The following is a 22,073-nucleotide window of genomic DNA, read 5'->3' as shown; positions in this document are numbered from 1 at the left end:
CATAAGTTGAATTCATATTGATACTCAGTGGTGAGCAAGTAAATTAGCGTCAAAACGAAGTTGTTCGTTTTGAGTAAGATTTGTGCTAAATTAGCGTTATTAATCGAAGTGCATATACAGCTCACTTCCAGTACTACTGTTTTTAGGTAATTTTGTTTTAGTTATGTTATCAAGCGTATTAAAAACACATACATCTCAGCATCAAGCAGGACAACGTCCGTGCTTCTTTAAAAGTATCGATCAAATCTAATTTTTTTGGTGGATAGCGCCTGCTGTCAGCCAAATAACTGTTTGTTATTTTCCCGACCATTTTGCTAGCTACTATTTTCAGCTATTACCCGTATTAATACTTTTAACTGTACGTTAATAGCCTGAGTTATACCCTATAAATATTCAATTAATCTTAATTAACCAATACAGTTTAGCTAATACTATTTAATTAAAACTACTCAATAAGTAAGAGGACAAACCATGGCTGCTCAAGTAACCACACTTTTTAATGAGATCTGGCAACAATACCTTAGCGTAACACCGTCAGCAAAAAAAATTCACCAATTATTAGGTAATGGCAATGATATTATTAATGACCATGTAGCTTATCGTACCTTTAATCATCCTAAAATCAACCTCGAACAATTAGCTAAAGGACTTTTGGCTTTAGGTTACACCGAATGTGGTCAATATGATTTTTCGTCTAAAAAACTCGATGCAAAACATTTTGAACATCCAGATAGTACTATGCCAAAAGTATTTATTAGTGAATTACGCGTTGAAGAATTCTCAGTTGAAGTACAAGATATTATCGCAGCTTTAGTTGCTCAGTTACCAGAAGACGTTAGTGATCGTGCAGATTTTCTTTATTCTGGTCGCCTTTGGGAAATTAGCTCAAAAGACTACGCAACATTATTAGACGTTAGTGAATATGCAGCATGGTTAGCAGCATGGGGATACCGCGCAAACCACTTCACGGTTAGTATTAATCATTTAGAAGGTTACGACGACATTGAAGTAGTCAACTCAACGCTTAAAGACGCGGGCTATGCGCTGAATACAAATGGTGGTGAAGTGAAAGGTGATGAAGCAGTGAAATTAGAGCAATCATCAACACTTGCCGATAAAGCCCCTGTTGTTTTTACTGATAAAACTATGGAAATTCCAAGTTGTTTCTATGAGTTTGCTAAACGTTACCCACTTGCTAATGGTGAGTTATATACAGGTTTTGTTGCGGCATCAGCAGATAAAATTTTTGATAGTACTAATGTTAAAGGCTAAATAAAGCCGTAATGTGAGTTACTAATCATTGTTGAAGACTCAAAATTAAAAACCAGTGCTAAGTCACTGGTTTTTTATGGGTCAACGTACATCGATGTAATACTTTTTTAAAATCGCGGCAATTACCCCTTGGTCTTTTAATTTCTTTAAGGCTTGATTAAATTGATTGATCGTAACAGGCGCATTAGGTGATAAAGCAGCTCGAATATTTTGCTGGCTAACCGTAAGTGGCAGTACTTTAAAAATGTGAGAATTTTTGTTTTGCATTAATTGGTAGTTGATCAGAATGTCAGCATCAACAAGAGCGTCTATTCTATCGAGTTCTAAACGAATAAAGTTAACATTTAAATTACTGACGTCATAACGGATAAAATAATCTTTATCAAAAAAGGGCTGCAACTTGGGGTATTTATAACCTCGAATAGTGCCAATAATCATGCCTCTAAAATCTACTAAACCATTATATTGTTTAGGATTGTCTGCTTTTACCACCATAATATCCCTTTCAATAAAAATTGTTTCACTCCACTGGAGCTTCTCACTATTACTTAGCCAAGCGGGACTGGTGATTAATTCTACATGAATGGTATTGCTTTCTAAATAGCGCTCTATTCGCTTTCGTGGCGTTTTGGCAAATGTGATAGTAATATCTAGTTCACCAGCAATTTCTGTGGCAATGTCTTTGATGATGCCTGCTGACAGTTGCTCACCTTTCTCAATGGCATAGGGCGCCGAGTTATGATCGCCATAACTAATAATTAAGTTAGCTTTATTGTCAGCGAAGACAGCAAGAGGAATGAGAGTAGAATAAAAAATTAATAACTTAAGCGTATTGAATATGTTCATAATCAAGTTTGCATCGTCTATATATTAGGTAAGGTTTGTTCTTATTATAGATGAAGCAGGGTAAATGCCTGTTAATATGAAATCAGCTTAAACCTGTTCTTCCATACCCTCTTTAAATTGGTCGTTAGGTAATATATTGACACTTTCATGCAATTCGGAATAAACCAATACCGCACTGCCTTGTTCAAGCTGCCTTTTCACTTGGGTAATCTTAGCTTGTTTACTAATATCTTCTGCGCCGTACTCTGTTCCTTCACGTAAAATAAAGTCTTCAATAATCGCGTTCAAGGTTTCATTGGACAGTTGCTCAAGGGGGATAATCATAAAGGATCTTCAGTATGGTAAGTTATGGATCACCATTGTACCGCTGAATTGTAGTATTGCTCTATACTAATTTATTAAAGAGTATGCCTTTACGCTCTTCTTCATTTTTCTTAGTGATGATGGCACTTTGTAAAAGTATTTCATTTTTCTCTAGCTCACCAGTAACTGCGGCAAAGTCTGTGTCTTCAATACGAGATCGCGAAGCACTAACATTGATAATACTGGTTTGGTAAGTGTCAACTTGGCTAACAAGCGCATTTGTTTCAGCGCCTAAAGCACTGGCACTGTCATTCACTAAGGTTGATGTGTCTTCAAGTATGGCTTGAGTTGCTGCCGGGTTACTGGCATCAAGACCACTAATAAAGTTGTCTTGACCTAAAACATCACTGGCAAGGGTATTTATTTGTTCAGTAATCTGATCTAATTCACCTTGTATAGCATCACCGCTATAAATTGGGTTGCCTGATTGAATCGATAGCTCTTGTGCACGTAATAAACCATCATTAATTGCCGATAAGGCGCCAGCTTCAATATTGTTTATATTGGCTTGATCTTGGGCGTTAAAGCTCAGTTGTTGGTTTTGATTAACTTGGCTGGTAAGTCGGTTAGCTATTTGAAAACCCGCAGCATCATCAGCGGCTTTATTAATACGCTTGCCAGAGGCGATCTTTTCAGCTAACTCTTCACGTTGCTGACTGAGCTTTTCAATAAAGCTTAAGCTTGCGGATGACTTATTGACTGATAACATACTCCACCTCTACAGACTAACTATTGCTACATAGTAGTATAGCAATAGCGTACTATTTAGCGTGTCTTAGTGGGACATTATTTTTGGTTTTAGGAGACTAATTTAGCGGCCTTTACTATCGTCTTGAATATGTTTGAGAAAGTAATAAACATAATAAGCAGAAATAGCTAGCAGAATAGCTAAACCACCAAAAGAGAACATCACTACAGGATCGTTAGCTATCATTGATAATAAGTTCATATTGAGCTCCATAATTTTCTAGGTAATTATTGATATACCTAGTGTAATTTAGTCGCCCAATAACTAAGCTGATTTAGATCAATAGAAGCGCTGTTTTTCTGCCATTTTTGCTTTGATTTTTTGCTGCTCTCTAATATTTTGATAAATTTTATTTGCGGTGTCGATGTTATTTTCAATTTTCTTTTTAGATAAGTCCCTTTCATCCATTAAACGACTTTGTTCAGCATCAGGGTAACCATTCCAAGATGCTATGGTATTCCAAACAAAAGACAGCTCCGTACTTTTTTCTACGCCTTTACCTTCGCTATAGAGTAGGGCTAAATTATATTGAGCAAGTGCATAGTTTTGATTGGCAGCGCTTTTATACCAACGTGATGCTTTAAAGTCATCTTGCTTTATCCCCGAGCCGTTAGCATACATAACGGCTAAGTTAAATTGAGCACTTGCTAAGCCTTTTTTCGCAGCCATATGGGTTAAATCAAAAGCCTTTTTCAGATCTTGTTTTACCAGCTTACCCTCAGAGTAAATTAAAGCTAATTCAAATTGAGCATCGGGATAGTTTTGTGCCGCAGAAAGCTGTAATAACTCAAGAGCTTGCATGGCATCTTTAGGTACAGAGTAACCGTGCTGATAAACCAAAGCCATTTGATATTGGGCAGGAGCATATCCTTCACTTACTAGCGGACGAAACTGCGCGATAGCTGCTTGGAATTCTCCACGGTTTAATTCATAAATACCCTGTTCAAGGTCATTACCCTGACTAATAGCTGAAAAGCTAGCTAGCAGGAGTATGGTAGGAATAGTTACCTTGATATTAAAAATCTTTTTAAAGTTAGCATTGGCTTTGGAGAACATAAATTTCCTTGGTCGGCTGAATTACTATGAATAAGTGTAGCTTAGAACTTATGCTAGTAACATTAAAGAACTGTTTTTTCAGAATATAATTTTTACTTCTATGATCATTTGTTCTTTGTCGATATTATCGATAGCTATTATGTATGGGAGTATTGAAAGGGTTTTAACGCTATTAAAAGAGTTATTATGGACTGAAAAGTGCTCTTCGGCCGAAAAGCACTTATGTGTATATTCCTTTTGAAGCTAACTTGAAACAGACATCATTTCCTCAATCTGCTCGGCAAGTTCAAGCCAATCCATCTCATTTTCTTCAATATCACCTTTCAATTTAGCTTGTTTCTTCAGTAAGTCTGTCAATTCGCTTTTACGCTCTGCTTGGTAAATATCACTGTCACTTAATAACGCTTCGACTTTTGTTAACTCTTCTTGCCATTGATGGATTTTTTTCTCTAATTTGTCTGCTTCTTTGCGCAACGGCGCCGATTTTTTTCTCAATTCGGCTTGTTGTTGGCGTAATTGTTTTTTATCTAAACCTTTATCTGTATTTAACTCTGCACTTTTTACCGACTTTAATGTTTGCTTTTTATCATCATTAAGCCACTGCTGATAATCATCAATATCACCGCTGAAATCACTGACTCGGCCGTTGGCGACCAGATAAAATTCATCTACACAAGATTCTAATAAAAATCTATCATGGGCAATCAAAATAATGGCGCCGCCAAAGTCTTGTAGGGCCATCACTAATGCTTGGCGCATTTCTAAATCTAAATGGTTGGTTGGCTCATCGAGCAGTAGTAACTGTGGCTTCTCTAAAACAATCAAGGCCAGTACTAAGCGCGCTTTTTCACCACCAGACATGGTAGAAACTTGTGACAAGGCTTGGTCACCACTAAAGCCGAACTTTCCTAAAAAGGTACGGGCTTGTGGTTCACCCAGAGCAGGTTTTGCACGCAAAATATGATCAACAGGGCTTGATGGTGCATGTAACTGTTCTAATTGATGTTGAGAAAAGTAACCTACCTTTAAATCTTGTGCGCAGTAACGTTCACCATTTAGTATGGCAAGCTCACCAGCAAGGGATTTTATCAAGGTTGATTTACCGGCGCCATTTCTGCCCAATAAACCAATACGGCTGCCAGGTACTAACGTTAAACCAACATCATTTAAAATAGTGACTTGCTCACTATGGTCAGATTTAGGGTAACCACATTCACTTTTATCGAGTGATAATAGCGGATAAGGCAAGCTTTCTGGCTCTTCAAAACTGAAAGTGAATTGGCTATCAACATGTGCTGGTGCTAAATCGGGTAATTTTTCTAAGCGCTTTAATCGACTTTGTGCTTGTTTGGCTTTACTGGCTTTAGCACGGAAACGATCAACAAATGCTGTTAGGTGTGCCGCTTCTTTTTGTTGCTTTTGATATTGTGCATCTTGCTGTGCTAAATGTTCACGGCGCTGGCGTTCAAAGGCTGTATAGTTGCCGCTGTATAATTTAGCGCGTTGGTGTTCAATATGTAGTATTTGGCCAATAACCGTATCTAGGAAGTCTCTGTCATGTGAAATCAGCACTAAGGTGCCAGTGAAACGCTTTAACCAGCGTTGTAGCCATATAACGGCATCTAAATCTAAATGGTTGGTCGGTTCATCGAGTAATAATAAATCAGCACGAGATATTAATGCTTGCGCCAAGTTTAAGCGCATGCGCCAACCACCAGAGAAATCTTTCACTGGATTAGCAAGCTGCGACTGTAAAAAGCCTAAACCATGTAATAACTCACCCGCACGAGCAGGTAAACTATAGCCGTTGATGGTATCAATTTTGTTGATAATAGTGGCTTCAAGATTGCCGTTATCAGTAATACGAGCTTGTTCAAGCTCGTGCTCTAATTGACGAAATTCTGTATCGCCATCCATAACGTAATCAAGAGCGCTTTGCTCTAAAGAAGGGGTTTCCTGTCTTACCGTGGCAATATCCCAACTTGTCGGCATAGCTAAATCACCTGAGTCAGGAGATAACTCACCTAGAAGCGCGGCGAACAGAGAAGATTTACCACAGCCATTACTGCCGACTAAGCCAACTTTATGGTTAGGGTGAATAGTAAAGCTAGATGATTTTATTAGGTTTTTAGCCCCTCTATCTAAACTTAGGTCTGTGGCGATAATCAATGGTACTTCCTCGATAAAATGGCATAGTATGGTATTCATAATACCCACTAAAAAAATGCAGGTGCATTGTCGCTTTTCCTATGACCACTATTCAAGGTAAAATAACTATAATTCTGGATTTTATGTCGAGCTTGTTGGTCTTTCATGTTGAAAGTTATCACTGAAGTTCAGCAGTCATCAAACATAAGTAGTATATAAAAATGAACAAAGCTTTAAAAAAGAGGTTTATCGCCGGCGCAGTTTGTCCAAAATGTAAAGCGATGGATACCATGGCACTAACTAAAGAAAATAACGTGGAAAAAGTGACATGTGTAAGTTGTGGTGAGCAAATGGTGCAAACTGAAGCACAAGTTGAAGAGGTAGTTCGTGTAAACGAGCAAGTTATTGGTGTGTTTAAACCTTAATCGCATACCCTTTATTTCTTATCATCTTCAAAGTCTCGGATCGAAGCACCATGCACTGAAGTTTTATGATTTTTCTGGATTATCGACAAGTAAACTCGTGGATAATTCTTTAAGTTAGATATAATTTAGGCTTAGTTATCTAGGCATTAATAATGCGGCGGTGGTGGTTCAACTTCCTCGGCATCACCTGATAAGCTGCCAGCATCTTTAAGGCGATTAGCAACCAATTGAATTTGATGTTTTAGATCAGAAATTTCATGTTGATGGGCAGCTAGCTCTTCACTTAACTGATCAATAACATCATCTTGAAAAACATTACGCGATTCTAGGGCGTCAACACGTTCTTCTAGTTGTTGAACATAGTTAACATTCGGGTTGTGAGCGCTTAAGGTAATTTCGGCATTGGCCATGATTCAACATATCCTGATGAGCTTATCGTTAATAGATCCTTATTATCGCCAAATGCGACGCTATACACAACCGCACCAGTAGGTCTTTTTGCTTCTTTAGGGGTAACAAACCAATGCGCAAGGCGTTTGCCTGTGGCAATATCCCAAACACTGACTTTTTTGGTGGCTGCACCAGTGATCATAGTTTTTCCATCGGGTGAAAAACGCACGGTACTAAATACTTCATGGCGTTTTGTCCCTTGTAAGGCACTAATGCGTTTACCTGTTTTTAAGTCCCAAATGTAAGCCGCTTTCATACTGTCAGCAGAAAAGGCATACCGACCTCTTGCATCTAAGGCCACTTTTGATACCCGCGAGCTATGGTTAAATTGATAAACCACTTGTCCTGATTGTGTATCCCATACATAGGCGGTGAAATCGTTACCACCTGACATAGCCACGCGGCCATTAGGTAGCATATCTACAGAGTTTATTTTTTCTTTGTGACCTAAAAATTCTAAGCGTCTACCGGTATCAACAGCAACATGAACTACGGTAGCGTTACTTTTGCCAATAAGTAAGTAATCACCTCCATTGCTAATAGCAATATCTCTGATGTGAGACTCACGTACTCGCCAGTAACCTTCAGACTTACCAGATTGTAAATTCCATAGTGCAAAGTTATTTCTATTAGCCGTTAATACATGACTAGCGTTCTCACTAATATCAATGGTGAGTACTAAATTGTCACTGGTGTTTTGCTCTTGCGACCAATTATAAAGTCGCTCATGCTTGGTTAAATCCCATACACTCAAACCATGATGAATTGACGAAACCACCGAAAATTTGGCATCACTTGAAATCTGACCAGCATAAGCACCTTCAGCAGCTTGTTGCCAGCGCGCTAATGGTTTTTGCGTTACAGGCTTGCAGGCCGTGATTGTCGTCAATAAGATGACTGGAATAATCCAATTACATTTTAACAAAATATTAATACTTTTTTATTTGCGCATTTATAGTTAGTATAAGTTCTTTTTTAAAATTGTTTAGTGTTATCTTTTAAGTTGTGACTTTTATAAAATCTTCACAGCGCAATAAAAGACAAGTTAAACAGTAATTAGTCGTAAATTGGGGAATTCTCCAATTGTATCGTATAAATGGAGATATAAATGAAATTGTTCAAGCCTACCCTAGTAGCCCTTGCGTTAGTTGCCGTTGTTGGTTGTAACGAAAAAGCTGTTGAAGAAGTAAAAGCACCAGTATTAGACACTGAAGTACAAAAACAAGCCTACGGCTTGGGTGCTTCAATTGGTATGTACATGCAACGTAACTTAGAAGAGCATGACAAGCTAGGTTTAACGTTAGACAAAGAGCTAATCGTACGTGGTTTTGTTGATAGCATTGACGGTAAAGCAGTTATCGAAAAAGAAGAGATTCAAGCATTATTAATGAACCTTGATGCGAGCATGAAAGAAAAACAACAAGCAGCATCAATCGCCGCTTCTGAAGCTAGCTTAGCTGATGGTGCTAAGTTTCTTGCTGACAACGCTAAAAAAGAAGGCGTAACAGTTACTGAATCTGGTATTCAATACGAAGTATTAACAGCTGGTGAAGGTGATACACCTTTAGCAACTGATACTGTTACAGTTCACTATAAAGGTACTTTCTTAAACGGCGAGACGTTTGATAGTTCATATAAACGTGGCGAACCAGCAGTGTTCCCACTTAACCGTGTAATCAAAGGTTGGACTGAAGGTGTACAATTAATGCCTGTAGGTGCTAAGTATAAATTTACTATCCCTTCAGATTTAGCATACGGTCCTAATGGTAACCCACCAAGTATTCCGGGTAATTCAGTACTACAATTTGAAATTGAATTATTAGAAATTCAAAAAGATGCTGAAGCACCAAAAGCAGACGGTCACGACCATGCTGCTCACTAGTTAAATTAGTATTGGTTAAGCTTTCTTAGCTTAGGCAATGCACTAACTAGATAAAATATAAAGCCATCAGTAATGATTTACTAGTGGCTTTTTTGTTTTCTGAGTACCTTATTGAAAAACTATATTTAAAGTCAGATCTTGTCGTTTGTTTTATAAGTAAGAATTCAATTAGAATAAATTTTCAAGAACAAGGCGCTTGATTGAGTAATAGTGGGCTATTATAATTGAAAACAACGATGTTATTGGATATTTAGCCCATTGAAATATAATATAGTCCAATGAAAAAACTTCTTATTATTGGCTATGTATGGCCTGAGCCTAACTCTTCTGCGGCAGGTAGCCGTATGATGCAGTTAATCCATTTTTTCCAATCACAAAGCTTTCATATTACCTTTGCTAGCCCAGCGCAAAAAACCGAGCACATGGTTGATTTAACCGCTCTAAATATATCTGTTGAAAATATAAGCCTAAATTGCACTAGCTTTGATGATTTTATCAAAAGCTTACAGCCTGATGCGGTAATGTTTGATCGCTTTATGATGGAAGAGCAGTTTGGTTGGCGGGTTAGTGAGCAGTGCCCACAAGCATTACGTATTTTAGATACCGAAGATTTATTTTGCCTACGGAACAGTCGTCATCAAGCCTATAAACAAAAACGTAACATCACTGATGAAGATTTATTAACAAGTGAGCTGGCTAAACGTGAAGTTGCATCAATATTTCGCTCTGATATCAGCTTAATGATCTCCCGTATTGAGGTGGATTTATTGCAGCGCTTATTTAAAGTGGATGCCAGTTTAATTCACCATTGCCCTTTTATGTTAAGCCAGGGGCAGTTAACGCAAGAAAATCCGAGCTATCTACAGCGGCAAGATTTTATGGCCATAGGAAATTTCCGCCATGCACCTAATTGGGATGCGGTATTGTGGCTAAAACAGCAAGTTTGGCCACTTATTCGTAAACAACTGCCTAATGCCAAAGTTAATATTTATGGCGCTTATCCACCGCCAAAAGCGACTGACTTACACGATGAAAAGTCAGGCTTTCTTGTTAAAGGCTGGGTTGATGATGCAGTATTTGTCATGCAAAGTGCCAAAGTGTGTTTAGCACCGTTACGTTTTGGCGCCGGCATTAAAGGCAAACTAGCTGAAGCTATGTATTGCCAAACACCATCGGTGACTACAGATATTGGTGCCGAGAGCATGCAAACAGAGTTACCTTGGGCCGGCGTTATTGCCAATGAGCCACAAGCGATAGCTGATGCGGCGGTACAACTTTATCAAGACGAAAGTGCATGGCAAAGAGCCAGTGATTTAGGGCAGCAAAATGCCCAGTTAATGTATCAGCAAGAGAGTATATTAGCTGGGTTAGCTGGTTGCTTATCTGGGCTAGAAGCTAACCTTGAGCACCATAGGCAAGCCAACTTTATTGGCAGCATGCTTAACCACCATCATCATAAAAGTACCCAATATATGGCGCAGTGGATAGATGTTAAAACTCAGTTGAAAGTTATAACTGAAAGCGATAGCTGAATAAGATATGGATAAATAACCTGAACTCTGAAATAAGCAGCCCCCCTTTATCCAATTCTCAGCGTTAAAACGTCGATAAACATCAAGCACTCATTATCCATAGTTCAGGTTAAATAGGGAAAGTGGCTAGCTTTTGGTTAATCAACTAGCCGAAATTAAGTCATTCCGGTTGTTTCTTTGGCCGGAACCTAGTTTTTAGTGTCTGATAAAGTTGAGTAAGCAAAGATAATGCATTCCCACTTAACAGTCTTAGAGAAAGACATTTACCTGAATACTCATGTGGTACCGTTTAAATAAAGCACTAATCAACAAAAATCTGCATTTCTTCACCAATTTGTTTGCGCATTTCCATCAGTTTTACAGCGGAGGCATGTTGCTTCTTATCAGCTTCACTTTTTGGTTGCCATTGCGGGACACTTTCTGATTGTCCGTTTTGATCAACCGCTACCATAATAACAATACAGTGAGTCGTTAAACGGCGGTTTAATGATTTAGGGTCACAGGCATTCACTTCTAGAGCTATATGCATGGAAGAATTGCCGGTGTAAATCACTTTAGCTTCAACTTCGACTAAGCTGCCAACATGAATCGGCGCAACAAAACGAATTCCACCAGCATAGGCGGTAACACAGTAACGACCACTCCAACCGGCAGCACAAGCATAAGCAGCTAAATCTATCCATTTCATCACTGCACCACCGTGTACTTTACCACCAAAATTAACATCTTGTGGTTCGGCTAAAAATCGTAAGGTAATGTCGCGTTGTGGTGCATTCATATGTGTGCTCTTTATCGGTAATGAGTTAAATAGGGTGGCTCTGTAGGAGTTAGCACAAAAGTATAATGTTCATCGCTAATTAGCAAATAATATCTATCAGGCATTTCACAAAAGTAATCTAACGGTATCTTTTGATAACGGTTAGTGATTTATTTCTTCTATTGTCAGCTTTATTAAAAATTACAGGCCTATTGGAACACTAAAGTTCAATGATATAGCAAATTAGCTCTTTACTGTGTTTAATAACTGCAATAGAATGAGAATCATTATCATTTAATGTGTTTGGTGTGTTATGGAAGTCTGGCAATTACTGTTATTAAAGGGTAACGATAGTTTTAACAGACTAGAGTTGCCGTTAGCTGAGGAATATTATCACCAAGCCATAGAGTGCTTAGAGCAGAAGTGGTATGCCAATATTGAAGACAGTGATTTGCTTATGGCTTGGATCAGTGCTTTTCATAACTTGGCGGTTTTGTATGAAGCTCAAGAGCAACCCAAAATGGCTTTTCGGTATTTACAAATACCTCATCAACGCATGGCTGAATTATCACAACAGTCTCAATATAGTGAAGATTTACAAACCATTGCATTACTTTCATTAAAAATCACGTTAATGCCACTACTGGCGTTTAGCAAGAAATACCCTGCGTGCGATGGTTGTTTATCATCGCTTAATAAGATGGAAATCGCCGTTAATGCCAGCCAACCGGTAATGCATTAGCTAACTTAGCCTGAACTCCATTTAAAACATTAAACAGGTTTCAGGTGACAAATATTAAGGATATAACGATGAAAAAAACAGCTTTTACTTTTGCCTTGATGGCAATGCTACTAAGTAACCCATTGTTTGCACATCCCGGACATGACCATAGCGCTGCTGACTCAGGCTTAGTGCATTTACTTTGGTTAGTACCGGTGATTATTGCTGCTGCAGTGCTGGTATTTAAAGAAATTACCGCCCCAAAAGGCTAAGTAAACACATAAAAAGGAGATGATGATGCTTTATAATATTATTGCTAAATTAGATAAAAAACTTAACTTTCCCGTTGTTATGGCGCACTGCGATATACCTTGTAAAATTTATGATCCTATTAGTGCACAAATTGCGGCACTGACCATTATTCGTATGGTTGATTTACTGAATGAATTAAAAACTAAGCCATCACTTACTTTAGACGAGCAGGCGCAGTTTTTACGGTTAGTCAATCAAAAAGAAATTCACGGTATAAAGGTGAAAGAAGAAATAAATGTGATCTGGGGCGATTACATTAAAGCCCCACAATTAACCCAATACCCAGAATTGCATGAATTGGTACACAATATAATGCTCGCTAGCTCACAAGCCAAACAGCATATCAGCAGGGATGCTGCACTGAATTTATTGCAGCAAGTAAACCGTTTTTCTGAAATATTTTGGGCAACGAAACAAGTCAGCACCTTTAAAGCTATTTGTCCGTATCCGCCGGCAGAAACGATCGTTTATCCCAACTTACACGCTTAGTTATAAGAATTGAGAGCAGATTATGTTTGGTTTTCATTTTTGTAAAGTTACCGGGGTGAGCATGTCACCACGGATACCTGAAAACAGTTATGTTTTTGTTGTGCCTTGGTTAAAAATATTCACGTTAAAAGAGGGCTGTTTACTTAAAGTATTTCACCCTCGCTACGGCCATATAGTCAAATCTTTAGCACAAGTGGATAAGAATGGTTTATTTTGGCTTAAAGGTCATCATAAAAGCAGTGTGCCAATTGAGAAGCTAGGTCCTGTGGGCAAGTCGCAAATACAAGGCAAAGTCTTATGGGTATTTCCGCCTAGATGATGGCAGAAATCAATTTTCAGAATGAAAGCCACCCAATTAACTAAGTAGTGGCTGTGTAATACTAGGAATGCATTATAAGAAGCTTAACCCCTGTTTTAATAATGCAGCAGCTTCTTTATAACGACTCTTGTCTAAATAACCACTAAAGCTATTTATTAAGTCAGGCACTTGTTCGCTAGATACGCCTAACTTTTTAAAAGCAGAATTTAAGTAATCTAAACCCTCGGCTTTTTTACCTGCTGCACCAGCACTTGAAAATAATGAACTCATTGATGACTTAGCCACTTTAGGGGCTTTGTCTAAATAGTTTTGTGCGTCAGGCACGGATTTACTGATTAAGGCAAAGTTATCTTGGTTTAAGTTATCTTTTGCAACCTTTAATAGTGAACCAAAACTTGCGGAGACTGTATCTTTGGATAAATTTAATTGCTTGGCTGCATATTTGATCATCGCATCAGTTTGTAGTGGTACCTTTGCATCTTTTGCCGCAGACTTAAGCTGCTCTGATGATGATTTAGTGATAGCAACTAGGTCGATAGCTGTGGCTGAGAATGAGATTAAGCCAGTTTAACTAAGCAAGGTAACTGAGGTAGCAAGATAAATGGTTGTTAATTTCAAGGGAAATTCCATGTTAATTTTTTGGTATAGTTTACTTTAACATATTTATGGAAAGGTCTTTGAAGTAGCTTTATTGAGATGCTCTGATGATAACTTTGTATTTATACGCTTAAAATATGCTAGCACAAATAAAAAAGCCTTTCTCAAAGAGAAAGGCCTGAAATGCTCGCATTTTGGTCTTGTTAAACAAGATTCTTATTATTAATTTCCAGCTAATGTTTTTTATTATTATTAATTTTTAGCTATATTAATTTTAATTCTATTTATTTTTGTTTTTGTTTTTATTATTGTTTTTCTGTAGCGCATGCATTTTATACCAAAGCATTTTTGCCACCGCAACAACTTTAGTAGAGCATAAACTCCACGACTTTTTTCGTACTAAACTGGTCGGACAAGATGGGGCTGCTAAGCTATTGATTCAAAGTTCATTGGAAAAAATCAAGCTTAAATTAAGTCGTTTTAAAAAAATATTAATAAATTGAACTTTTATGCTACCGAAGTGTTTTATTGTTGAATCCGCATTTGTGTATTTTTTCAGGAGTGTTGATTTAGCGCATAGATCAAATGCCTGGTCGGTGTTAAACTGCGCTGCATTAAATACATTGGCAAAATGCTTAATAAACAGTAGTAGCTAATCAAATAAACTAAATTAATTGGGTCGTGCAGGGATTATTACTAAAGAGTAAAACCCTAATATGATTGCAAAGCAGAAAATTAAGAGGAACTATTGGTGACAGAATTAAAGAATGATACCTATTTACGTGCGCTATTAAAGCAGCCAGTAGATTACACGCCAGTATGGATGATGCGCCAAGCGGGTCGTTATTTACCTGAATATCGTGCCGTACGTAAAGATGCCGGTGATTTTATGTCAGTATGTAAAAATGCTGAACTTGCTTGTGAAGTAACCATACAGCCATTACGTAGATTTCCATTAGATGCAGCTATTTTGTTTAGCGATATTTTAACTATTCCGGATGCAATGGGCTTAGGTTTATATTTTGAAACGGGTGAAGGGCCAAAATTTGAACGTCCTATTACTTGTAAAGCTGATGTAGATAAAATTTCCGTACCTGATCCAGAAGATGAATTAGGTTATGTAATGAACGCTGTACGTACTATTCGTAAAGAGCTTAAAGGTGAAGTACCACTGATTGGTTTTTCTGGTAGCCCATGGACATTAGCAACATATATGATTGAAGGTGGTAGTTCTAAAGCTTTCACTAAAATTAAAAAAATGATGTTTGCAGAGCCACAAACTTTGCACTTATTGCTTGATAAGTTAGCAGACTCAGTTATTAGTTATTTAAACGCACAAATTGCTGCCGGCGCACAATCAGTAATGGTATTTGATACTTGGGGCGGCGTATTGTCTCCACGTGATTATAATGAATTTTCATTACAATATATGGCAAAAATCGTTGATGGTTTAACCCGTCACAACGAAGGTCGTAAAGTACCGGTAACCTTGTTTACTAAAAATGGTGGCATGTGGTTAGAATCTATCGCTGCTACAGGTTGTGATGCGGTTGGCTTGGATTGGACTATTGATATTGAGAATGCTAAAGCACGTGTTGGTGATAAAGTTGCTCTGCAAGGTAATATGGATCCATCAATGTTATACGCGCCATTACCACGTATTGAACAAGAAGTTTCAAAAATATTAGCAGGCTTTGGTGAAGGCGGTACAGGCCATGTATTCAACTTAGGTCATGGTATTCACCCTGATGTGAACCCTGATCATGCAGGTCACTTCATTGAGTCTGTACACCGTTTAAGTAAGCCTTATCATAAATAAGATCTTACTATAAGCTAGTGAAGCTTAGCAGCATTAGTATATTTCAAATTATAAAACCGTCGATATCTTATTTAAGGTATCGACGGTTTTTTGTTTTCAGCTCATAGGGTGTAACTAACTTGAACTCTGGATAATGAATACTTGCAGTTTAAGAAAAACAGTAGCTTACGGTTATTAAAAATAAAATTCATAGGATTAAATAGCGATGTACGCTATCAATGTTTCAATTTATTCGGTTATCAAGGCAAAACGTTTATGAATAACGGGTTATTTATCGACGTTTTAACGATGAGAATTGGATAAAGGGGGAATGTTGAGCAAATGCTGATTATCCAGAGTTCAGGTTAACTAACCTAATCATCAATTCAAAACGGCCACAGCTTGTTATTCATCTTTTGTTACATTCATGCTCATCACATACCCTGTAAAATTTAATATTCCTATATATCAATTGATTAGTTTGTTTTATACACATTTTATTTTCCTTATTTAACAAGTCAGGCGAAAAAAAGATCAAAACTGTACTTGTGTTATGGTGTGCTGGTGGTGTATAACACTATTATCTTTTTGGTATTATTCAAGGAAAAGGGCATGACACCTCAATGGGATCCAGAAAAACCGATATACCTACAACTATATCAGCAAGTAGTCACTCGCATATTAGATGGCTATATCAAGGAAGGAGAAGCGTTACCTTCAGTAAGGAAAGTAGCGGCTGAGTATCAGCTTAATCCAATTACAATTTCTAAGGCGTATCAGATGTTACAGGATGAACAGGTTGTAGAAAAACAACGCGGTAAAGGTTTGTTTGTTATGCCAGGCGCACAAGAATTAATGTTAGATAGAGAGCGTGATAGTTTTTTGTCGCACCAATGGCCTGAAATTCTAATGAAAATTTCACGATTAAAACTTTCAGCGGAGCAGTTACTCTCAGTGAATATGAATAACCCAGTGGAGGGCAAGGTATGAGCTCACTCATTTCAATTTCGAACTTAAATAAATCATTTGGCAATAAAAAAGTATTGTCGGGGGTAAATTTATCACTGAATGCCGGACAAATTGTCGGCTTAGTTGGCCCCAACGGTGCAGGTAAAACTACTTGTCTACAAGCAGTTTTAGGACTAACTGACTATGAAGGTGATATCAGTGTTCTAGGGCACCACCCGAGAAAAGATCGCGTTAACATGCTTAAAGATGTCGCCTATATTGCTGATGTTGCGATTTTACCAAAATGGTTAAAAGTCTCGCAAGCATTAAGTTATATGCAAGATATCCATGAGAACTTTGACATTAAAAAGGCACAAGAGTTTCTCGCTAAAACCAACATTGAAGTGAATGATAAAGTAAAAGCATTATCTAAAGGTATGGTAGCGCAATTACACTTGGCGCTTATTTTAGCCATTGATGCCAAGGTGCTAATTTTAGATGAACCAACTTTAGGTTTAGATATTTTGACTCGCCGTCAGTTTTATAGCCACTTGTTGGAAGATTTTTATACGGAAGACAAATGCATTGTTATTACTACTCATCAAATTGAAGAAATTGAACATATCTTAACTGACGTAGCTTTTATACAAGACGGTAAGATTGTACTTGCTCAAAGCACAGATGATATAAGACAGCGTTTTAATTTAGTGGCAGTAACCAGTGAACAATTACCACAAGCTGATGAGTTACAACCCTTGTTTAAAAATAGCATGATGGGTTTAACTACCATGTTATTTGATAATCAAGATAAAGCAACACTGCGGGGTTTAGGTAAGGTAACCGTGCCTAGCTTGGCTGATGTGTTTGTCGGTATAATGAATAAGGAGACTTGCTAATGAATACGTCAATAATGAAAGCCTCAATTAAAAAAGAGTTATGGGAATTCAACGGCATGTTGAAGTGGGTACCTATTTGTTTGGCCGGTGTGTTTATTTTAATTCCGCTGTTAAGTTTATTGCTTAATGGTCTTGATATGTCAGAGGTATTAGCAGGTCTGAAGCACTTAAGTGAGTCGCAAGATACGCAAGGCTTAACAAAAGTATTCTTTGTCGCTACTGCTGCATTATTTATTCCTTTTGTCTTAGTGGGTTTTATTGTGCAATTATATTACTTTGTCACTTGTTTATACGATGAGAGGCGAGATCAGTCGGTAATGTTTTGGCGTTCGCTACCAGTATCTGACGAAGTTACAATCATTAGTAAGTTATTAACCGGTGCTATTGTTATCCCAACTATCTTTTATTCTGCCGCGACCGTGTTGTTTGTTGGTGGCTTATTGCTGGCGTTTATTGGCACGGTGATTTTATCGATAGGTTTTGATATTTCATTATGGGGTGTATGGTCAAGTGCTCAAATTTTTAGTGGCTTAGGTTCAATTTGGCTAACTATGATACCAGCAGCAATATGGTTGTTACCATTATACTCTTGGTTAATGTTAACCTCTATTTATGCGAAGAAAGCGCCATTTTTATGGGCGGTATTACCGATAGTTGTATTGTTAATTATTGAAGCCATTGTGGTACATTATTTACAATTATCGCAACCTTTCTTTGGCCACTTTATTGGTGATTACTTCTCTATTACGCCAGATAAGGTAGTTACTGATGCTAATGATGTAGGCTCTGTACGTTGGGCGCCTTTACAAGCCGTACTTGCACAAATCGATTACCGCACTGCATTAGTCTCAGCAGGACTATTATTTGCTACTTATTGGGTTAGGGTGAATAAACAAGAGTCGTAGTAATCAGCAAAGCTTAGCGAAATGATTAAAATAAAATGCCAATATCTAAGTATTGGCATTTTTTATAGATAGGAAACTTTATTTCTGCCAGAGTTTTTTGCTTGATAGAGGGCTTTATCGGCACGGGAAAATAAAACATCGAATGCTTCATCATTGGCATTAAAGCTAGATACACCGACACTAACAGAAAGCTTTATTGTTCCTTGCCAGCTTCCCGTAATACACAAATCATTTTGCTCTTTACGAATACGTTCTGCAAAGGCCATTGCTGCACACTTGGGCGTTTCAGGTAAAAGGATAGAGAACTCTTCTCCGCCAATTCGTGCTAGTATATCGGGTTGTCGTAAACTCACTTTAAGCTGCTTTGCCACTTCAATTAATACTTGATCGCCAGCAGGGTGTCCTAATTTATCATTAATACTTTTAAAGTGGTCAATATCAATTGAGATGAGGGTCATTGAAAGCGAATAACGTTTTGCTCTTTGGTACTCTTTTTCTGCTTCTTTAATGAAATAACGTCGATTATATAAATTGGTTAGCGGGTCAGTATTCGCTAGTTGCTTGAATTTTTCTTTAAGCTCAAACAACTCAGTTACCTCACTTGAGAAACCAATTAAAGCAGGTAGTTTTCCTGGTTGTAATAAGGGGATTTTAGTACTGATATAGTGATGTATAGCGCCTTCATCATCAGTAGCGGTTTCTTCAATTATTTGTTTTTTGTTGCTCGAGAACACTAAACTATCTGATTGATAAAAATGATCGGCAATCTCTTTTGGTAGTACCTCCATATCTTTTTTGCCGATAATATTTTCTGCTTTATCACCAAATAGTTGTGCTACTTGAGTGTTGACGTATAGGAAGGTACGTTCGGCATCTTTCATATAAACGTGTGCGTCTATATTGTTTAAAATACTGTCTAATAGATATTTTTGTTCTACCACCTGATCTTGAAGTGCTTTTTCTGCGGTGATATCTGTTGAAATTCCGCACATACCATTTATCACACCACTTTCATCGAGCAGTGGCTTTTTAACAACACGATATATGCGTGTTTCATTGATTGATTTTATATAATTACTTTCTTCATTTTCGACTCTAATGCCTTGTTCCATGACTATGTGATCATTTATTTTTAATTGAGTAGAAAGTGCTAAATCAAAAAAATGACTATCGTCAAAACCAATAACTTCATCGAGTTTTTTTCCAAAGAGCTTTAGTACAGCTTGGTTGGCATAGGTATACTTACCTAACAAATCTTTGGTATATATAAACGAATCTATATTATCTAATACTTGGCTTGTGATGTGGTTAGCAGCAGTAGTGGTATTTTTTTTAATGCTCAAATTTTTGGCCTAGGTAGCAAGAGGTGTTAAATCACTATCAAAGAAATATGGACTATTAAGTTACATATTAGCATATTTACTTGTTTTTAAGCCTCTGCTTGACGGAAGAACAATATATAAAACTAAGTGAATAAGTTACTTGATTTGTTAGTTGCAATACGGAAGGTTTTTGTCATTATGGCTTTTCATCAGGACAATGATGAAAGTTATCTTAGTAGAGACAAGGGAAGCCATTGATTAGCAAGGAAGTAGAAGTGAACTTGTACGTTTTAGAGCAACTAGTTAGCACTTAAACGTTATGGCCTAGCTTAATTGTTATGTTATTGACCTTGATGGGCTATTTTAATGGCTTAACAGTAAATTTTGCTTTGACGGTTTGCATTTTTAGGCAATAAAAAAGGCACTTTCATAAGTACCTTTGTTGAATTATTAAAATGAGCTAATGAAGGTTACTCATCATCTACTTCATAAGCGCTAAAGTCGGTAATGCCCTTAGCTTCAAGCAAGCGCCTAACACTGGCTGGTAACTTCTCATTATTATCTTTTGCTAAGTCTTCATCATCAGGTAAAGGCTGGCCACTAAATGCATGTAAGAAAGCTTCACATAACAATTCGCTATTAGTCGCATGACGTAAGTTGTTTACTTGACGCCTAGTTCGCTCATCAGTCAATACTTTTAATACGCGCAAAGGAATAGATACGGTGATTTTTTTTACCTGTTCACTTTTTTTACCGTGTTCAGCATAGGGATTTATGTACTCGTCATTCCACTTAGCCATGGATATTCCTCTGTATTGTTATAACGTATTCGATAATGTAATAGTGTAGATTTTACCTGTTGCAAAAAACCAGTCAAGTAGAAGTTTAGATGTCTAAAATTACTTGACCCATTTAATTAAAGTGTTTAGAGTTATAGACGTCCAAACATCTAAACGTAAAACATGCTATTTGCTGATACACTTATTAATAAATAGGTGGAAAATAATAACGTTTGAGTGCTAAATAATTAACGGAGAGAACTAAATGTCGATTGAAAAAATAAGTAATATTACTACTTCGGCAGTAAGAGCTGGTATTAATACTGATGAACACCATGGCGCAGTGGTTGCTCCTCTCCATTTATCTAGTACGTATTCATTAAAAGGTTTTAATGATAAACGTCAATTTGATTATTCTCGCACCGGTAACCCAACACGAGCGACGTTTGCACAAGTTATAGCGGATTTAGAGCAAGGCAGTGTTGGTATTGTTACCAGCACGGGCATGGCGGCAGTGCATTTAATTTGTCAGTTATTATCAACTGACGATACGGTTGTTATCCCACATGATTGTTACGGTGGCAGTTTTAGATTATTTACCCATTTAGCTAAACGTGGTCAGTTTAAACTAATCGTTGTTGACCAAAATGATCAACAAGCACTTGATAATGCCTTAGCACACAAACCCAAACTTGTTCTACTTGAAAGTCCGAGTAACCCTTTGTTGCGTTTGGTAGATATTGAAGAAGTAACCAAAGTTTGTCACGCAGTTGGTGCATTAGTCGCGGTTGATAACACTTTCTTATCGCCTGCACTACAACAACCCTTAACGCTTGGCGCTGATATTGTTTTTCACTCAACCACTAAATATATTAATGGTCATAGTGATGTTGTTGGTGGTGTTTTAGTTACCAAAACTGCAGAGTTAGGTGAGAAGTTAGCGTGGTGGGCAAACTGTATTGGTATAACTGGCAGTGCTTTTGATAGTTTCTTAGCTTTACGTGGTTTAAAAACTTTACCTGTACGAATGAAGCAACATCAAGAAAATGCCTTACAAGTTGCTGATTTTTTGCAAAACCATGACGCAATTGACGCGGTATATTTCCCTGGTTTCCCAGAGCATCCAGGTCATGAAATAGCGACAAAACAACAAGCTGGTTATGGCGCTATGTTAAGTTTCGAAGTTAAAGGTGGCGTTGAAGCGGTTAAGAAGTTATTTAATAACCTTCAGATATTTACCTTGGCGCAATCATTGGGTGGTGTTGAGAGTTTAATAAGTCATCCATCAACTATGACGCATGCGGGCATGGAAATAGCCGATCAGTTAGAAGCAGGCATAACCCAATCTTTAGTACGTATTTCGGTTGGTATAGAGGATGTTGAAGATATCTTGACAGACTTATCGCATGGTTTAGCACAAAGCCAATTGTAATTATTACCGCTTCAAATAAGCACATATACATAAGCACATATACATAAGCACATATACATAAGCAATTATGATAGCA

General features: G+C 37.5%; 25 protein-coding genes. 13 read left to right on the top strand and 12 right to left on the bottom strand.

The annotated features are described in order from the left end of the window. The first annotated feature begins 471 nt into the window (after positions 1-471). A complete protein-coding gene (locus GAB14E_RS04390; protein ID WP_033083811.1) occupies positions 472-1,272 on the top strand; it encodes a DUF1338 domain-containing protein in 801 nt (266 codons plus the stop codon). An 81-nt stretch (positions 1,273-1,353) separates the two neighbouring features. Here the strand turns inward: GAB14E_RS04390 and GAB14E_RS04395 are convergent, their stop codons facing one another. The 6 genes from GAB14E_RS04395 to GAB14E_RS04415 form a co-directional block, all read right to left on the bottom strand. Beyond that, the gene (locus GAB14E_RS04395; protein ID WP_033083810.1) at positions 1,354-2,118 is read right to left on the bottom strand and encodes a substrate-binding periplasmic protein; all 765 of its coding nucleotides are present in this window, start codon (positions 2,116-2,118) and stop codon (positions 1,354-1,356) included. An 87-nt stretch (positions 2,119-2,205) separates the two neighbouring features. Next, a complete protein-coding gene (locus GAB14E_RS04400; RefSeq protein WP_033083809.1) occupies positions 2,206-2,442 on the bottom strand; it encodes a YheU family protein in 237 nt (78 codons plus the stop codon). A gap of 61 nt (positions 2,443-2,503) precedes the next feature. After that, positions 2,504-3,190 carry a flagellin gene (locus GAB14E_RS04405; RefSeq protein WP_033083808.1) on the bottom strand — a complete coding sequence of 229 codons (687 nt, stop codon included), beginning with the start codon at positions 3,188-3,190 and terminating at the stop codon, positions 2,504-2,506. 102 nt (positions 3,191-3,292) lie between these two features. Next, a complete protein-coding gene (locus GAB14E_RS25150) occupies positions 3,293-3,430 on the bottom strand; it encodes a hypothetical protein (RefSeq protein WP_197061235.1) in 138 nt (45 codons plus the stop codon). A gap of 78 nt (positions 3,431-3,508) precedes the next feature. Next, positions 3,509-4,285: a tetratricopeptide repeat protein gene (locus GAB14E_RS04410; RefSeq protein ID WP_052093970.1), complete on the bottom strand. Its 777-nt coding sequence runs from the start codon at positions 4,283-4,285 to the stop codon at positions 3,509-3,511. Positions 4,286-4,528: 243 nt separating this feature from the next. After that, a complete protein-coding gene (locus tag GAB14E_RS04415; RefSeq protein WP_231562092.1) occupies positions 4,529-6,493 on the bottom strand; it encodes an ATP-binding cassette domain-containing protein in 1,965 nt (654 codons plus the stop codon). A gap of 161 nt (positions 6,494-6,654) precedes the next feature. On the opposite strand from GAB14E_RS04415, the gene GAB14E_RS04420 reads away from it, so the two are divergent. Continuing rightward, a complete protein-coding gene (locus GAB14E_RS04420; protein WP_033083806.1) occupies positions 6,655-6,858 on the top strand; it encodes a YheV family putative zinc ribbon protein in 204 nt (67 codons plus the stop codon). 146 nt (positions 6,859-7,004) lie between these two features. Here the strand turns inward: GAB14E_RS04420 and GAB14E_RS04425 are convergent, their stop codons facing one another. Beyond that, positions 7,005-7,268, bottom strand: coding sequence for a SlyX family protein (locus tag GAB14E_RS04425; RefSeq protein WP_033083805.1), 264 nt, complete (start codon positions 7,266-7,268; stop codon positions 7,005-7,007). Further along, on the bottom strand, positions 7,244-8,197 hold the full coding sequence (locus tag GAB14E_RS04430; RefSeq protein ID WP_331386605.1) for a WD40 repeat domain-containing protein: 954 nt from the start codon (positions 8,195-8,197) through the stop codon (positions 7,244-7,246). The genes GAB14E_RS04425 and GAB14E_RS04430 overlap by 25 nt, the downstream gene beginning before the upstream one ends. Positions 8,198-8,416: 219 nt before the next feature. Between GAB14E_RS04430 and GAB14E_RS04435 the strand changes: the two genes are divergently transcribed. Both GAB14E_RS04435 and GAB14E_RS04440 read left to right on the top strand, forming a co-directional pair. Beyond that, on the top strand, positions 8,417-9,190 hold the full coding sequence (locus GAB14E_RS04435) for an FKBP-type peptidyl-prolyl cis-trans isomerase (RefSeq protein WP_033083803.1): 774 nt from the start codon (positions 8,417-8,419) through the stop codon (positions 9,188-9,190). A 278-nt stretch (positions 9,191-9,468) separates the two neighbouring features. Then, entirely contained in the window at positions 9,469-10,722 is a 1,254-nt protein-coding gene (locus tag GAB14E_RS04440; RefSeq protein ID WP_033083802.1) for a glycosyltransferase, read from the top strand. Between the two features lie 301 nt (positions 10,723-11,023). On the opposite strand, the gene GAB14E_RS04445 is transcribed toward GAB14E_RS04440, so the two are convergent. Continuing rightward, entirely contained in the window at positions 11,024-11,500 is a 477-nt protein-coding gene (locus tag GAB14E_RS04445) for an acyl-CoA thioesterase (protein ID WP_033083801.1), read from the bottom strand. A 292-nt stretch (positions 11,501-11,792) separates the two neighbouring features. Here GAB14E_RS04445 and GAB14E_RS04450 point away from each other — a divergent pair, with 292 nt between their 5' ends. The 4 genes from GAB14E_RS04450 (at position 11,793) to sodX (ending at position 13,320) form a co-directional block, all read left to right on the top strand. Next, the gene (locus tag GAB14E_RS04450) at positions 11,793-12,221 is read left to right on the top strand and encodes a hypothetical protein (protein ID WP_052093966.1); all 429 of its coding nucleotides are present in this window, start codon (positions 11,793-11,795) and stop codon (positions 12,219-12,221) included. A gap of 68 nt (positions 12,222-12,289) precedes the next feature. Further along, complete coding sequence (locus tag GAB14E_RS04455; protein WP_033083800.1) at positions 12,290-12,472, top strand: hypothetical protein; 183 nt, start codon at positions 12,290-12,292, stop codon at positions 12,470-12,472. A 25-nt stretch (positions 12,473-12,497) separates the two neighbouring features. After that, a complete protein-coding gene (gene sodN, locus GAB14E_RS04460; protein WP_033083799.1) occupies positions 12,498-13,001 on the top strand; it encodes a superoxide dismutase, Ni in 504 nt (167 codons plus the stop codon). 22 nt (positions 13,002-13,023) lie between these two features. Beyond that, positions 13,024-13,320 (top strand): nickel-type superoxide dismutase maturation protease, encoded by a 297-nt coding sequence (gene sodX, locus GAB14E_RS04465; protein ID WP_033083798.1) that lies wholly within the window; start codon positions 13,024-13,026, stop codon positions 13,318-13,320. 72 nt (positions 13,321-13,392) lie between these two features. Here the strand turns inward: sodX and GAB14E_RS23765 are convergent, their stop codons facing one another. Further along, entirely contained in the window at positions 13,393-13,842 is a 450-nt protein-coding gene (locus GAB14E_RS23765; protein WP_231562094.1) for a DUF2780 domain-containing protein, read from the bottom strand. Positions 13,843-14,668: 826 nt separating this feature from the next. Between GAB14E_RS23765 and hemE the strand changes: the two genes are divergently transcribed. From hemE to GAB14E_RS04485, 4 genes are all read left to right on the top strand, one after another. Continuing rightward, positions 14,669-15,736 (top strand): uroporphyrinogen decarboxylase, encoded by a 1,068-nt coding sequence (gene hemE, locus GAB14E_RS04470; RefSeq protein WP_033083797.1) that lies wholly within the window; start codon positions 14,669-14,671, stop codon positions 15,734-15,736. Positions 15,737-16,327: 591 nt separating this feature from the next. Continuing rightward, complete coding sequence (locus tag GAB14E_RS04475; RefSeq protein ID WP_033083796.1) at positions 16,328-16,705, top strand: GntR family transcriptional regulator; 378 nt, start codon at positions 16,328-16,330, stop codon at positions 16,703-16,705. Beyond that, positions 16,702-17,559, top strand: a complete 858-nt coding sequence (locus GAB14E_RS04480; RefSeq protein WP_033083795.1) for an ABC transporter ATP-binding protein — start codon at positions 16,702-16,704, stop codon at positions 17,557-17,559. The genes GAB14E_RS04475 and GAB14E_RS04480 overlap by 4 nt, the downstream gene beginning before the upstream one ends. Beyond that, a complete protein-coding gene (locus tag GAB14E_RS04485) occupies positions 17,559-18,464 on the top strand; it encodes a hypothetical protein (protein ID WP_033083794.1) in 906 nt (301 codons plus the stop codon). The genes GAB14E_RS04480 and GAB14E_RS04485 overlap by 1 nt, the downstream gene beginning before the upstream one ends. 62 nt (positions 18,465-18,526) lie before the next feature. Here GAB14E_RS04485 and GAB14E_RS04490 read toward each other — a convergent pair whose 3' ends face one another. After that, positions 18,527-19,807, bottom strand: coding sequence for a sensor domain-containing diguanylate cyclase (locus tag GAB14E_RS04490; RefSeq protein ID WP_033083793.1), 1,281 nt, complete (start codon positions 19,805-19,807; stop codon positions 18,527-18,529). A 449-nt stretch (positions 19,808-20,256) separates the two neighbouring features. After that, positions 20,257-20,586, bottom strand: a complete 330-nt coding sequence (gene metJ, locus GAB14E_RS04495; RefSeq protein ID WP_033083792.1) for a met regulon transcriptional regulator MetJ — start codon at positions 20,584-20,586, stop codon at positions 20,257-20,259. A gap of 244 nt (positions 20,587-20,830) precedes the next feature. Here metJ and metB point away from each other — a divergent pair, with 244 nt between their 5' ends. Then, positions 20,831-21,997, top strand: a complete 1,167-nt coding sequence (metB, locus tag GAB14E_RS04500; RefSeq protein ID WP_033083791.1) for a cystathionine gamma-synthase — start codon at positions 20,831-20,833, stop codon at positions 21,995-21,997. Positions 21,998-22,073: the final 76 nt, after the last annotated feature.

The organism is Colwellia psychrerythraea, assembly GCF_000764185.1.
GTDB classification, from domain to species: Bacteria; Pseudomonadota; Gammaproteobacteria; order Enterobacterales; family Alteromonadaceae; genus Colwellia; species Colwellia psychrerythraea_B.
The sequence above is the reverse complement of the archived record's forward strand: the minus strand, read 5'-3'. Positions and strand labels throughout refer to the sequence as shown.